Source organism: Aureimonas ureilytica, from assembly GCF_001475935.1.
Classification (GTDB): Bacteria; Pseudomonadota; Alphaproteobacteria; order Rhizobiales; family Rhizobiaceae; genus Aureimonas; species Aureimonas ureilytica_A.
The window spans coordinates 17736-30001 of the sequence record NZ_LDQA01000047.1 but is presented as its reverse complement, the minus strand read 5'-3'; the positions used below and the strand labels follow the sequence as shown (position 1 = coordinate 30001).

General features: G+C 66.2%; 13 protein-coding genes, 1 tRNA gene and 1 pseudogene. 8 read left to right on the top strand and 7 right to left on the bottom strand.

What is annotated here, in order from left to right; genetic code table 11:
- The first annotated feature begins 36 nt into the window (after positions 1-36).
- Both NS365_RS17630 and dhaL read left to right on the top strand, forming a co-directional pair.
- Positions 37-1035, top strand: coding sequence for a dihydroxyacetone kinase subunit DhaK (locus NS365_RS17630; RefSeq protein WP_058601613.1), 999 nt, complete (start codon positions 37-39; stop codon positions 1033-1035).
- Positions 1036-1049: 14 nt separating this feature from the next.
- On the top strand, positions 1050-1691 hold the full coding sequence (dhaL, locus tag NS365_RS17625) for a dihydroxyacetone kinase subunit DhaL (RefSeq protein ID WP_058601648.1): 642 nt from the start codon (positions 1050-1052) through the stop codon (positions 1689-1691).
- A 166-nt stretch (positions 1692-1857) separates the two neighbouring features.
- On the opposite strand, the pseudogene NS365_RS25030 reads toward dhaL, so the two are convergent.
- Both NS365_RS25030 and NS365_RS17620 read right to left on the bottom strand, forming a co-directional pair.
- Positions 1858-2022, bottom strand: a pseudogene (locus NS365_RS25030) (IS481 family transposase); the annotation flags it as partial.
- A 67-nt stretch (positions 2023-2089) separates the two neighbouring features.
- A complete protein-coding gene (locus tag NS365_RS17620) occupies positions 2090-3103 on the bottom strand; it encodes a zinc-dependent alcohol dehydrogenase family protein (RefSeq protein ID WP_082684690.1) in 1014 nt (337 codons plus the stop codon).
- 106 nt (positions 3104-3209) lie between these two features.
- Between NS365_RS17620 and NS365_RS17615 the strand changes: the two genes are divergently transcribed.
- Positions 3210-4196, top strand: a complete 987-nt coding sequence (locus NS365_RS17615) for a LysR family transcriptional regulator (RefSeq protein ID WP_082684685.1) — start codon at positions 3210-3212, stop codon at positions 4194-4196.
- Positions 4197-4200: 4 nt separating this feature from the next.
- Here NS365_RS17615 and NS365_RS17610 read toward each other — a convergent pair whose 3' ends face one another.
- Positions 4201-5187, bottom strand: coding sequence for a phosphoribosylaminoimidazolesuccinocarboxamide synthase (locus NS365_RS17610; RefSeq protein WP_058601611.1), 987 nt, complete (start codon positions 5185-5187; stop codon positions 4201-4203).
- Between the two features lie 380 nt (positions 5188-5567).
- Positions 5568-5642 (bottom strand) — tRNA-Gly (locus NS365_RS17605).
- A gap of 313 nt (positions 5643-5955) precedes the next feature.
- On the opposite strand from NS365_RS17605, the gene NS365_RS17600 reads away from it, so the two are divergent.
- The 5 genes from NS365_RS17600 to NS365_RS17580 all read left to right on the top strand — a co-directional run bounded on the left by NS365_RS17600 (position 5956) and on the right by NS365_RS17580 (position 9244).
- A complete protein-coding gene (locus NS365_RS17600; RefSeq protein ID WP_082684684.1) occupies positions 5956-6552 on the top strand; it encodes a prolyl-tRNA synthetase associated domain-containing protein in 597 nt (198 codons plus the stop codon).
- Positions 6549-7538: a thioredoxin gene (gene trxA / locus NS365_RS17595; RefSeq protein WP_058601610.1), complete on the top strand. Its 990-nt coding sequence runs from the start codon at positions 6549-6551 to the stop codon at positions 7536-7538. The genes NS365_RS17600 and trxA overlap by 4 nt, the downstream gene beginning before the upstream one ends.
- Before the next feature lie 103 nt (positions 7539-7641).
- Complete coding sequence (locus tag NS365_RS17590; RefSeq protein ID WP_058601646.1) at positions 7642-8322, top strand: LON peptidase substrate-binding domain-containing protein; 681 nt, start codon at positions 7642-7644, stop codon at positions 8320-8322.
- Positions 8323-8457: 135 nt separating this feature from the next.
- The gene (locus NS365_RS17585) at positions 8458-8652 is read left to right on the top strand and encodes a Trm112 family protein (protein WP_058601609.1); all 195 of its coding nucleotides are present in this window, start codon (positions 8458-8460) and stop codon (positions 8650-8652) included.
- Positions 8653-8779: 127 nt separating this feature from the next.
- The gene (locus tag NS365_RS17580; RefSeq protein ID WP_058601608.1) at positions 8780-9244 is read left to right on the top strand and encodes a DUF1348 family protein; all 465 of its coding nucleotides are present in this window, start codon (positions 8780-8782) and stop codon (positions 9242-9244) included.
- 85 nt (positions 9245-9329) lie between these two features.
- Here NS365_RS17580 and NS365_RS24575 read toward each other — a convergent pair whose 3' ends face one another.
- Genes NS365_RS24575 through cysD form a run of 3 tightly spaced genes read right to left on the bottom strand, consistent with a single transcriptional unit; the run spans position 9330 to position 12261 of the window.
- On the bottom strand, positions 9330-9500 hold the full coding sequence (locus NS365_RS24575) for a hypothetical protein (RefSeq protein WP_156418508.1): 171 nt from the start codon (positions 9498-9500) through the stop codon (positions 9330-9332).
- Entirely contained in the window at positions 9500-11290 is a 1791-nt protein-coding gene (gene cysN, locus NS365_RS17575; protein WP_058601607.1) for a sulfate adenylyltransferase subunit CysN, read from the bottom strand. Before cysN ends, NS365_RS24575 begins: the two co-directional genes overlap by 1 nt.
- Positions 11290-12261: a sulfate adenylyltransferase subunit CysD gene (gene cysD / locus NS365_RS17570; protein ID WP_202814775.1), complete on the bottom strand. Its 972-nt coding sequence runs from the start codon at positions 12259-12261 to the stop codon at positions 11290-11292. Before cysD ends, cysN begins: the two co-directional genes overlap by 1 nt.
- Between the last annotated feature and the right edge of the window lie 5 nt (positions 12262-12266).

The following is a 12266-nucleotide window of genomic DNA, read 5'->3' as shown; positions in this document are numbered from 1 at the left end:
TCGGGACCGCCGCTTCCGGTTGCCCAGAGAGACCCCATGCAGAGATTCATCAACGATCCCAACAATGTCGTGAACGACACCGTTCGAGGCTTCGTGAAGGCCCATTGCGACCTCGTGCGTCTGTCGGAGGCGAACCCACGCGTCGTGGTCTCGACGCACGCACCGCAGACGGGGCGGGTCGGCGTCGTCACCGGTGGTGGTTCGGGCCACGAGCCGGCCTTCGTGGGGTATACCGGCATCGGGATGGTCGATGCGGTAGCGGTGGGCGAGCTTTTCTCCTCGCCGACCGCCAAGAGCTTCCATGACGCGATCAAGGAAGCCAACGGTGGCGCCGGCGTCGTCTGCCTCTACGGCAACTATGCCGGCGACAACATGAACGTGAAGATGGCGCAGAAACTGGCGTCGAAGGATGGTATCGAGGTTGCCGTCGTCGTGGCCAACGACGACGTCTGCTCGGCTTCGGCCACCGAGCGCGAGAAGCGTCGGGGCGTGGCGGGCGAAATCTTCATGTGGAAGATCGGCGGGGCGAAGGCGGCCGAAGGCGCAAGCCTCGAAGAGGTGCGCGCCACCGCACAAAAGGCGATCGACAACTGTCGTTCGATCGGCGTCGGCCTCGGCCCCTGCACCCTGCCGGCTGTCGGCCATCCGAATTTCCAGATCGAGGCCGGCACGATGGAAGTCGGCATCGGCCACCACGGCGAGCCCGGCATTCGGGTGGAGCCGCTGAAGACCGCCGCCGAGGTGGCCCGCGACATGGCTGCGATCGTGCTGGACGACCATGCGCTCCCCTCGGGCACGGAGGTTGCGGTTCTCGTTTCGGGCCTTGGCGCGACGCCGCTGAACGAACTCTATATTCTGAATGACACGATCGAGACGGAGATCGCCGCGCGCGGGCTCTCCGTTTATCGCACCTATATCGGCAATTACTTCACGTCGCTGGAAATGGTCGGCGCGACCTTGACCGTCCTCGCGCTCGACGACGAACTGAAACGCCTTCTCGACGCGAAGGCGCGCGCGCCCGGCTTCCAGGCATGACGGAGACCAATGCGATGCAGAGCTTTCCCAACGCGCGCGGTGGGGTGATCGTCGAGGCGATGGCGGCCAGGATCATCGAGAACCGCGCCTATCTCTCCGAGATCGACGGCAAGATCGGCGACGGCGATCACGGTGTGAACATGGCGAAGGGCTTCGGCATGGCCGCCGAGCGCCTGAAGAGACGGGACGCTTCGCTCTCCGAAGCCTTCGCGCTGTTGGGCGGAGTTCTGATGGGCGAAATCGGCGGCTCGATGGGGCCGCTCTATGGCATGACCTTCGCGGAGTTCGCGGAGGCGATCGAGGGTCAGGAGCGCATCGACGCCAAACTCTTTTCGATCATGCTGCACAAAGGGTTGGAGGGGGTTCAGTCGATCGGTTCGGCGAAGGTCGGCGACAAGACGCTCCTCGACAGTTTCGTTCCTGCGGTGCAGGCCTTCGACGGGGCGACCGCGAAAGGCCAATCGTTTGCTGATGCGCTGAACGCATTGTCGACGGCTGCGGACAAGGGGCGCGACTCGACGATCGACCTCGTTGCAAAGATCGGCCGCGCCAGCCGGCTCGGTGAGCGCTCGCGCGGTGTGCTCGACGCCGGGGCCACCTCCTGCGCCATGATTCTCGGCAGCTTGGCGGATGGTGCGAAGGCACGTCTCACCTGATACCGACGAGCGGCGAGTGTGACTCGTATAGGCCGCCCAAGCTGGCGCTGGCGGGCACAAGGATCTCATGCGATGGACCTCCAGGAGTTCTCCATTTCGCTGTCGGCGCGCCCACGTCCTTATGCGCAGAACAAGTTCGAGGTGGAGGCTTTCAAAAAAGTCTCCCCGCCGAATAGAGATAGAGTTTGCCTTTGGCCGTTTGGACTTCGGCGGTGTCTATGTGGACGCAGCCAATCGCACAGTGCTTGAACTGGGAGAGCTGGGGCCTGTCGCCTTGGACATCAGGCTGGCGGGAGCTGCCGTGGCGTCGAAGACAACGGTGCAACGATGACTCTATCCGGCTCTGACGAGAATGAGGGCAGGGCCAAGGCCACCGCCCTCTGCTTGAGCGATCCGGTCTAGTTCATCTCCACCACGATCTTGCCGAAGGGGCCGCGCTGGAGATGGTCGAGCGCCGCCGGGAGATCGGCCAAACCATAGCGTCGGTCGATGACGGGCTTCAGCCCGGTCTCGTCCACCGACCGCACCAGATCCTCCAAGGCTCGGCGGTGGCCGACGCGGATGCCTTGGATCGTGGCGTTCTTCATCAGCAGCAGACCTGCGCTTCCCGAGAGATCGAACCCCTCGAACACGCCGATGACGGAAATCCGTCCGCCCACCGCGACGGCCTCCAGCGAGCGGCCGAGATGCGGCCCGCCCACGAGTTCCAGAATATGGTCGATCCCGCGATCGTTTGTGAGGCGGTGAACCGCCTCCACCCAGTCCTCCTGCGTGCGGTCGATGCCATCATCCGCGCCGAGCGCCAATGCTCGTTCCAGCTTGTCGGGGTTGCCGGAGGTCACGACAACGCGTGCGCCGCGCGCCTTGGCGATCTGGAGCGCGAACAGGGCGACGCCGCCCGTGCCCTGCACCAGAACCGTGTCGCCGGCCTCCAGCGATCCGGCTTCCGTCAGCGCGAACCAGGCGGTGAGGCCGGCGCAGGGGAGCGTGCTGGCCTCCGCGAGATCGAGACTGCCCGGCGCGGCCAACAGCCAGTCGGCCGGCAGGGCGACATATTCCGTCAGCACGCCGGGATAGGAGCCGCCGAGCGCGCGCCCGTCCAGCACTTTCGCATTGCCCGGCGCGCGCCCGTCGATCCAGCCGGGAAAGAAGTTGGACAGAACGCGGTCATCCTCGCCAAACCGCGTGACGCCCGCGCCCAGACCCACCACCGTGCCCGCGAGATCGGAGGCCGGCACCAGCGGAAAGGCGAGCGGCATCCCCATGCCGTTCTCGATGATCAGCGTGTCGCGATAGTTCAGCGACGCGGCCTCGACCTTCACCAGAACCTCGCCCGGCCCCGGCTGCGGGCGCTCCACCTCCACTAGGCGAAGGGCCTCGCGGCCATAGCCCGTCATCTCCCAGCGCTTCATCGTCATGACGTCGTCTCCAAAGGGTTCGAGATCGCGCGAAGCTAGCGTTGATCTCGTGTCTTCGGTGGCGATAGATCGGCGCAGGATCGGTGCTTGAGAGGCGACAATGATCGAGCAAGGCGAGATGCTGGCGGACATTCCGCTCTTCGTCGCGGCGGTGGAGGCCGGTGGCTTCGCGCCGGCGGCGGCCCGGCTCAACCTGTCGCGCTCGGCCGTTGGCAAGGCGGTGGCGCGCCTCGAAGCGCGGCTGGGCGCGAAGCTCCTGCATCGCACGACGCGCACGATCGCTCTGACCGAGGATGGGCAGGTCTTCTTTGAGCATTGCCGACGTGGGCTGGGCGAGTTGCAGGCCGGCCGCGCCATGCTGGATGCCGGGCGGCGGGAAGTGTCCGGTCGCCTGCGCGTGTCGATGCCGGTGCTTTTCGGGCGCCAATGCGTGGCGCCGGTGCTGATACGCCTCGCCAGCGCGCATCCCCGGCTGGAGCTCGATCTGAACTTCAGCGACCGGCTGGTCGATCTTCTGGAGGACGGTTTCGATCTCGTGCTGCGCAATGGGCCGCTTCAGCCCTGGCCCGGCCTCATGGTGCGCCGGGTGGCGCATCAGTATATGCGGGTCTGCGCCGCGCCCTCCTATCTCGACGCGATGGGTGCGCCGAGGGTTCTGGCCGATCTGGAGCGGCATCAGGCCATCCTCTATGGGCGCGCGGGCCGTGTTCTCGGCTGGCGTTTTCCAGGCGAAGCTAGGCCGGCGACCGAGACCACCCCGCCGAGCCGCCTGCGCTTCGACGATCTCGGCGTGATCCGGGATGCGGCGGTGGCCGGGCATGGGCTGGCCTGGCTGCCCTGTTGGCTGATCCGGCAGGAGCTTCTGGCGGGTCGGCTCGTCACCGTGCTGGAAGACCTGCCCTCGCACGTCTTCGACACGCACGCCCTTTGGCCGCAGACGGCACATCTGCCGCTGCGCGTTCGCTTGGCGCTCGACGCGCTGGCCTCCGAACTCCCCGAGGCGACATCGCCCGTAAGCCTTTGCGGCGATGCGCCCGAGCCGGGTCGGCGCGCTGATCGCGGAGCCGCGCCGGAGGTCTTATCCTAAAGCCTCAGTCGGTGCCCGTCTCCAGATAGGCCGCGAGGTTGCGCTGGATGCGCTCCAGCGGGACTTCTGTCGCATCGGGCAAAACGAACGTCCGGCCCGTGATGATCTCGTGGGCGCGGATATAGACGGCCGCCGCTTCCAGAACGACATCGGCCGGAATTTCCGGGATCGGATCGCGATAGGGGTCGCAGCGCGCCACCACCCAGTTGCGGATGAAGTCCTTGTCGAAGCTTTCGGGCGCTGCCCCTGCCGCAAAGCGCTCGGCATAGCTTTGGGCAAACCAGTAGCGGCTCGAATCCGGCGTATGAACCTCGTCGGCCAGAACAATGCGCCCGTCCGCATCGCGGCCGAACTCGTATTTCGTATCCGCCAGGATCAGGCCCCGTTCGGCCGCCACAGCCTGCCCCCTCGCGAAGAGCGCCAGCGCGGCTTGCGAAACCGTGCGCCAATCCTCGGCGGACAGGATGCCGCCCTCGATGATCTCCGCTTCGCTCAAGGGCTCGTCATGGCCGCCATCCATCGCCTTGGTGGTCGGGGTGATGATGGGCTGGGGCAGTTTCTCGTTGGGGCGCAGGTCCTCGGGCAGGCGGTGCCCGTACATCTCGCGCTCGCCGGCGCGGTAGCGCGTCAGGATGGAGGTCGATGTCGTCCCGGCCAGATAGCCACGCACCACGACCTCCACCGGCAGAATGTCGAGGCGACGGCCGACCACGACATTGGGGTCGGGATAGGCAAGAACGTGGTTGGGGCAGATCGAGGCCGTCTGCTCGAACCAGTAGCGGGCGATCTGCGTCAGCACCTGCCCCTTGAAGGGAATGCTGGCCAGCGGTCGGTCGAAGGCGCTGATCCGGTCGGTGGTGATGAGAATGCGCCTGTTGTCCGGCAGGTCGTAATTGTCGCGTACCTTGCCCCGGTAGCGATTCGGCAGGCCCGCGATCTCGGCTTCGGAGAGAACCTGATGGGCATGAGGGGCGAGGGTGGCGGCGTCCATCGGCAATGTTCCGGCTTGCGATTCAAAGGCGAGGCCATCAGCCCCGGATTGCCGGGCAATTGCAATGATTTTTGGTGAGGGCGCGCGTTCTGCGGCGGGCGTTTGGGACCCGGCCTTGAGCCGCCTGTGGTTCGGGAGGTCTCGTCTACGGAATGGAAGGCTACCTGCGCGCCGGCCTTCGCGGCGAGCCGCGCCCTAAAAGGCCAACACCCTGATCGGGCATCGCGCCATTCACGACTACCATCCGCGAAAAATCTACGCCCCGCGAGAGACGCGTGGAGCCGGGCGTAATGGCATGGCGCACCGCGCCGTCATCACGCAACATACGAACCGCGGAGATTGCGTTTTGCCTGATCAGTATGATTTGGATTTTGAGAGACTGGAGCGGGCGATGGGATTCGAACCCACGACCCCAACCTTGGCAAGGTTGTGCTCTACCCCTGAGCTACGCCCGCCCGCTCTGTCGTTCCGTCGCTGCCCGGTGGGCCGCTGCGGATGAGCGGCTTATGAAGGATGGCCCTCGGTTTGGCAAGGAGAAAATTGCAGAAGCGTCGCAATGCTTGAAACCGCGTTCGCGGACAGGGACTTGCGACGGGAGGTGGTCCCCTTGCTCGGCGTGGCTCGCTGTTCGACCGCGCTGGGAAGGGTCGAATCGCCTGCCCGGTTTGCGTCGGAGATGTCTCGTCTTCGCGAGGCCCGCCGGCTTGACGGGGCACGACCGGCGGTGGCACCAGCGAAGGAGAGGACGAGACGGCACGGAGAGCATCCATGGTCGGGCAGGCGGGTGAGGGGCAGGGCGCGGCGAGCGCGGATTTTCCCGAGCGGGACGATATCCTGCAGGAGCTCGCGCCCGAGCTGGCGGAGCGTTTCGAGGCGCTCGGCTTGCGCTCGCGCACGGTGGCGCACGAGCCGGTTTATACGGTGGACGAATCGCAGGCGCTGCGCGGCACGATCCCCGGCGCTCACACCAAGAACCTGTTCCTGAAAGACAAGAAGAGCCGCCTGTTCCTGGTGGTCGCGCAGGAGGACACGAATGTGGACCTCAAGACGCTGCACACGCGCATCGGCGCGCAGGGGCGGCTGTCCTTCGGTTCACCCGAGCAGATGCGCGAGCGGCTCGGCGTCGAGCCCGGTTCGGTGACGGCCTTCGGCATTGCCAATGACGGGGAAGGCGTGGTCACGCTCGTCCTTGATGAGCGCCTGATGGCGCACGATATTCTGAACTGCCACCCCCTGACGAACCGCGGGACGACCTCTATCTCGCGGGAACATCTCTTCGCCCTGTTCGCGGCGGTGCGGCACGATCCCTTGATCGTGCGCCTCGAAGCGGACGCGGCCGACCTTGCGAGCGGACAGACCTCATGAGCGACAATCCCTACGCTTCGGGACTTATGGGCTTCGGCCGTCAAAGCGTTTCGCCGCGCTCCGCTGCCGGCGCCGCACCGGCCCCGGGCGGTGCTCCGGCCGGTGGCGACCTCGTGAAGGACACGACCACGGCGAATTTCTCGGCCGACGTCATTCGCGAGTCGCGCAACCAGCCGGTTCTCGTGGATTTCTGGGCGCCCTGGTGCGGCCCCTGCAAGCAGCTCACGCCCGTCATCGAGCGGGTGGTTCAGGCGGCCAAGGGCCGGGTGAAGCTCGTGAAGATGAATATAGACGAGCATCCTTCGATCGCGGGCCAGCTCGGCGTGCAGTCCATCCCGGCCGTCTTTGCCTTCGTCAACGGCCAGCCGGTGGACGGCTTCATGGGCGCGCTGCCCGAGAGCGAGGTGAAGGCCTTCGTGGATCGGCTGGTGAAGATGGGCGGGCCGGGCGCGGAGGGCGATCCGCTGGAAGAGGCGATCGCACAAGGCACCGAGCTTCTGGCGGCGGGCGATGCGGGCAATGCCGCTCAGATCTTCTCGGCCGTGCTCCAGCACGATCCCGAAAACGCCAAGGCGGCGGCCGGGCTTGCCGAGTGTTACATCGCGGCGGGCCATCCCGACCGGGCGCAGGCCGTGGTCGATCAGCTGCCGCCGGAGGTCCTGAACGACCCCGCATTCGCTTCCGTCAAGACCAAGCTCAAGCTCGCCGAGGAACTCGCGGGGCTCGGCGATCAGGCCGAGCTTCAGGCGCGGCTCGAAGGCAATCCGGACGATCACCAGGCCCGCTTCGATCTGGCGCTGATCGCACAGGCCAAAGGCCAGCGGGATGTCGCGGCCGGCCATCTTCTGGAGATCATCAAGCGCGACCGGACCTTCGCGGACGATGGCGCGCGGCGCAAGCTCCTCGAATTCTTCGACGCCTGGGGGCCGATGGACCCGGCGACGAAGGAAGGCCGCCGGCGTTTGTCCTCGCTTCTCTTCCGCTGAGGCGGAAGGCGAGGCCGCCGTCCGACGGGTGAGGCCGTCGCATGGACCTTGAGTTTGCGCCCCACTGCGCCAATTGCGCGGGATCAACCGGAGAAGAACCTTGGTGCAAGCCGGCAACGTGACCTATAGCTCGGATGCCGATCTGCCGGAAACGGTGGCGGTGTTTCCCTTGTCCGGCGCGCTTCTGCTGCCGGGCGGGCAGATGCCGCTCAACATTTTCGAACCGCGCTATCTCGCGCTGATCGACGATGCCATGTCCGGCGCGCGCGTCATCGGCATGATTCAGCCGCGCCTCGACGGCGCGGTTCAGGAGTCCGGCGAGCCCGAGCTTTGCGCCGTGGGCTGCTTCGGGCGCATCACCTCGCTGACCGAAACGGGCGACGGGCGCTATCTCCTCAACCTTCAGGGCATCGCGCGCTTCCGCATTCTGGAAGAGCTGGAAAGCGACGAGCCCTATCGCCTTTGCCGCGTCTGCCCTTTCACCGCCGATCTCTCGCCGGGCGAGGGCGAGGAGGTGGTGGACCGCGACGCGCTTCTGAAGGCCTTCCGCTCCTATCTCGAAGCCAACCAGCTGGAAGCCGATTGGGAGAGCGTGTCCAAGGCTTCCAACGAGACATTGGTGAACGCGCTGTCGATGATGTCGCCCTATGGCGCGGCGGAAAAGCAGGCGCTTCTGGAAGCGCCCGATCTCAAGACCCGCGCCGAAACGCTGGTCGCGATCACCGAGATCTCGCTGGCGCGCGAGAACAGCGACGACGGCAACGGAACGCCCATCCTCCAATAGCGCGCGCCGGACACGGCGGGAGGATGGGGCCTTTCTTGGCAGGGCGTGCGCAGAAGTCTATTCAGCGGGAGACGGGCCGGCTTAGGACTGCCCTCACTCACACGCGGCGCGCAGCCAAACCGAAAAGAGATCCGCATGGTCGATGATACCGAGCGCAAGGGCCGCCCCGATCCCAAGCTTCTAGAACTCCTGGTCTGCCCGCTGACCAAGACGGTCCTGAGCTACGACGCGGAGCGCAACGAGCTGGTCTCGCGCGCCGCGCGCCTCGCCTATCCCATCCGCAACGGCATTCCAATTATGCTGCCGTCGGAAGCGCGCGAACTCGATTAAGCCGGACACAATCCACAATCGGGTGGGGCGGTCGGAGCGATCCGTAAGGCCTTCCCGGAGGTCTCAGCAGACGTTCCTACGCTCCCATCGGCCAACCAGAGGCCGATCGTTTTGAAAAGGTCCGTGCATGTCCCGTCCGCCCCTGCCGCCCTTCAGCTTCGACGACGCCGTCCAGAAGGCCCGCCTGGCGGAGGATGCCTGGAACAGCCGCGATCCCGAGCGGGTGTCCCTGGCCTATACGATCGACAGCCATTGGCGGAACCGCGCCGAATTCATCACCGGACGCGAGGCGATCGTCGCTTTCCTGACCCGCAAATGGCATCGCGAACTGGATTATCGGCTGATCAAAGAGGTGTGGGCTCACGCGGATGCGCGTATCGCCGTGCGCTTCGTCTATGAATGGCGCGACGACAGCGATCAGTGGTACCGCTCGCATGGCAACGAAAACTGGCAGTTCGACGCGGCGGGGCTGATGTCCCATCGCCATGCCTCGATCAATGATGTGCGGATCGCAGCCGGGGAGCGCAAGTTCCATTGGCCGCTCGGGCGACGACCGGACGATCATCCCGGGCTCAGCGCGCTGGGTCTTTAGGCAGACCCAAGCCTTTCCGGGAGTTTTCGGGCCTCAACGTCACCTTAAGGCGGAGGCAGCGCCGAACTCCGTGCCGCCCCCGATGTCAGATCACGCCGCCGAGCACGACGGCGGCGCAGAGGATAAACGAGGCGGCGAGCATCGCCGCCTCCAGGATCGGGCGCGGGCGACGCCAGGCGGCGACGCGCTCGGCGCGGGCGCGAAGGGCCGGAGTTTCGCAGGGCGCGTCCGCGCAGGTCGGGCAGGCCGCGCGCATCAGATGCCCTCGCCGTCGCGCACGGTGCTGGGGTCCACCACCGCAACTTCGGTTTCGGCCGGCACCATGAGCCGGCGCAGAAGCGGGCGCAGCGCGAAGTCCAGCGCGCCGAGAATGATCGCCTTCCAGAGCGCCAAGCCCAGGAGCAACGCGATGAGACCGATCAGGATGGCCGCCATGGCGCGGAAGATCGTGACGCCGCGCGCCCGCTCCGGGTCGGCGCTGAGCGCGGGGCCGAGCCATTCCGCCTTGACCTGCTCGAAGCGGGTGCGCGGCGCGGTGGCGGCGGCTGCGGCGGGTGCGGACGCCGCGCCGGGGCGCGACGCACTCGCGGCCGGGGCTTCACCTTCGCGCGGCAGGCCGGTCACGATGCCGAGCGCCACCGTCTCGTTGGTCAGCGGGTCGATCAGGATGAAGGCGCCCAGCTCGCGGCTTTCCGAATAAAGCGTCGCCACCGGTGGCTTGTCGAACTGCAGCGTGACGCGGCCGATCTCGTTCATGAGAAGGGCGTTGGCATGGCGCGGCTGGTAGGAATGGATGTCCACCGCCTCGTCCAGCGAGCGCACGTTCACCGGCGTCTGCGCGGTCGAAAGCTTGGCGACGAAGCGCCCGCCCGCGATCAGCGGACGGTCCACCATCCACAAAATCTCAGCGTGGAGAATGCGGTGCGCGGCGATCGGGTCGCCGACCTTGACCAGCACGTCGCCGCGCGAGGCGTCGATTTCGTCGGCCAGCGTCAGTGTGATCGCCTCGCCGTCCTCGGCGCTTTCGACCTGCCCGTTCGGCCCATAGACGGCCTTGACGGTGGAGCGCTTGCGGCTTGGCAGAGAGAGAATGGCGTCGCCCTGCGAGATGCGCCCGCCCGCCACCGTGCCGCAAAAGCCGCGGAAGTCGAGATTGGGGCGGTTCACCCATTGCACCGGCAGGCGGAAATGCGGCGAGCCGGCCGCGAAGGTCTGCGGCTCCACGACTTCCAGCGTTTCGAGCAGCGTCGGCCCCTTGTACCAGGGCGTATGGACGGAGCGCTCGGCGAGATTGTCGCCGTTCTTGGCCGAGAGCGGGATGTAGCGGACATCCGTGAAGCCGAGATGGGGCAGAAGCGCCTGATAGCCCTTCACGATCTCGTTGAAGACGCTCTCGTCGAACTCCACCAGATCCATCTTGTTCACCGCCACGATGACCGACTTGATGCCGACCATGGAGGTGATGAAGGAGTGACGCCGCGTCTGGGGCAGGATGCCCTTGCGCGCGTCCACAAGGATGATGGCGAGTTCGGCCTGGCTCGCGCCGGTCGCCATGTTGCGGGTGTACTGCTCGTGCCCCGGCGTGTCGGCGATGATGAAGGCGCGGTTCTTGGTGTTGAAATAGCGATAGGCGACGTCGATCGTGATGCCCTGCTCGCGCTCGGCCGAGAGACCGTCCACCAGAAGCGCGAAGTCGAGATCGCTGCCCGTGGTGCCGAACTTCTTGGAGTCGCGCTGAAGCGCTTCCATCTGGTCGTCGAAGACGGAATTGGTGTCGAACAGAAGCCGGCCGATCAGCGTGGACTTGCCGTCGTCCACCGAGCCGCAGGTGATGAAGCGCAGAAGCGAGGCCTTGGCCCCGGCAGCGGCCACGGCGGCGGCCTGCGCGCGCAGGTCGGCCTGCTTCACCGCACCGAGCGTCGGGTCGAGCGGGGCCTCGTCAGGCGCCGGACCGGCAAAGGTCTGGTCCTCGGCCAGCGCGGTGCCGTTGGTCACATTGTCCAAAGTTGCGTCGGCTTCTGCGGAGGAAGGGCGTGCGATGGACATCAGAAATACCCTTCCTGCTTCTTTTCTTCCATGGAGGCGCCGCCGTCGCGGTCGATCACGCGGCCCTCGCGCTCGGACGAGCGGGAGGCGCGCATTTCGGCGATGATCTCGGGCAGCGTGGTGGCGGTGGAGCGCACTGCGCCCGTCAGCGGGTAGCAGCCGAGCGTGCGGAAGCGCACCAGCTCGTCCGATGTCGCCTCGCCCTCATTCAGCTTCATGCGCTCGTCATCGCGCATGATCAGCGTGCCGTCGCGCGAGACCACGGGACGATGCTTGGCGAAGTAGAGCGGCACGACGGGAATATCTTCCAGCGCGATATAGTCCCAGACATCCGCCTCCGTCCAATTGGACAAGGGGAAGACGCGGAAGCTTTCGCCTTGGCGCTTGCGGGTGTTGAAGAGGTGCCAGGGCTCGGGGCGCTGGTTCTTGGGCTCCCAGCGATGCTCGGCCGAGCGCAGCGAGAAGACGCGCTCCTTGGCGCGGCTCTTCTCTTCGTCGCGCCGCGCGCCGCCGAAGGCCGCGTCGAACTTGTACTTGCCGAGCGCCTGCTTCAGCCCTTCGGTCTTCATCACGTCGGTGTGAAGGCGCGAGCCGGAATCGAACGGGTTGATGCCGGCCTTCAAGCCCTCTTCGTTCGTGTGAACGATAAGGTCGAGATCCCATTCGCGCGCGATGCGGTCGCGAAACTCGATCATCTCGCGGAACTTCCAGGTCGTATCGACATGGAGCAGCGGGAAGGGCAGCTTGCCCGGCGCGAAGGCCTTGCGTGCCAGATGCAGCATGACCATCGAATCCTTGCCGATGGAGAAGAGCATCACCGGGTTCTCGGCCGTCGCCGCCACTTCGCGGATGATGTAGATCGACTCCGCCTCGAGGCTCTGGAGATGGGTCATGTGCTTCATGGCAGGGGACCTTTGACGCCCGGCAAGCGCGGGCGCGGCTGAGAAGGGGGATAGGTCGGCGCGGTCCAGTCAGG

Excerpts from the sequence above, each read along its gene's own strand:
- NS365_RS17615 (WP_082684685.1), top strand. The coding sequence starts at position 3,210 with ATGATCGAGCAAGGCGAGATGCTGGCGGACATTCCGCTCTTCGTCGCG.
- NS365_RS17580 (WP_058601608.1), top strand. The coding sequence starts at position 8,780 with ATGTCCCGTCCGCCCCTGCCGCCCTTCAGCTTCGACGACGCCGTCCAG.
- dhaL (WP_058601648.1), top strand. The coding sequence starts at position 1,050 with ATGCAGAGCTTTCCCAACGCGCGCGGTGGGGTGATCGTCGAGGCGATG.
- NS365_RS17620 (WP_082684690.1), bottom strand. The coding sequence starts at position 3,103 with ATGAAGCGCTGGGAGATGACGGGCTATGGCCGCGAGGCCCTTCGCCTA.
- cysN (WP_058601607.1), bottom strand. The coding sequence starts at position 11,290 with ATGTCCATCGCACGCCCTTCCTCCGCAGAAGCCGACGCAACTTTGGAC.
- NS365_RS17600 (WP_082684684.1), top strand. The coding sequence starts at position 5,956 with ATGGTCGGGCAGGCGGGTGAGGGGCAGGGCGCGGCGAGCGCGGATTTT.
- NS365_RS24575 (WP_156418508.1), bottom strand. The coding sequence starts at position 9,500 with ATGCGCGCGGCCTGCCCGACCTGCGCGGACGCGCCCTGCGAAACTCCG.
- NS365_RS17610 (WP_058601611.1), bottom strand. The coding sequence starts at position 5,187 with ATGGACGCCGCCACCCTCGCCCCTCATGCCCATCAGGTTCTCTCCGAA.
- NS365_RS17585 (WP_058601609.1), top strand. The coding sequence starts at position 8,458 with ATGGTCGATGATACCGAGCGCAAGGGCCGCCCCGATCCCAAGCTTCTA.
- NS365_RS17630 (WP_058601613.1), top strand. The coding sequence starts at position 37 with ATGCAGAGATTCATCAACGATCCCAACAATGTCGTGAACGACACCGTT.
- trxA (WP_058601610.1), top strand. The coding sequence starts at position 6,549 with ATGAGCGACAATCCCTACGCTTCGGGACTTATGGGCTTCGGCCGTCAA.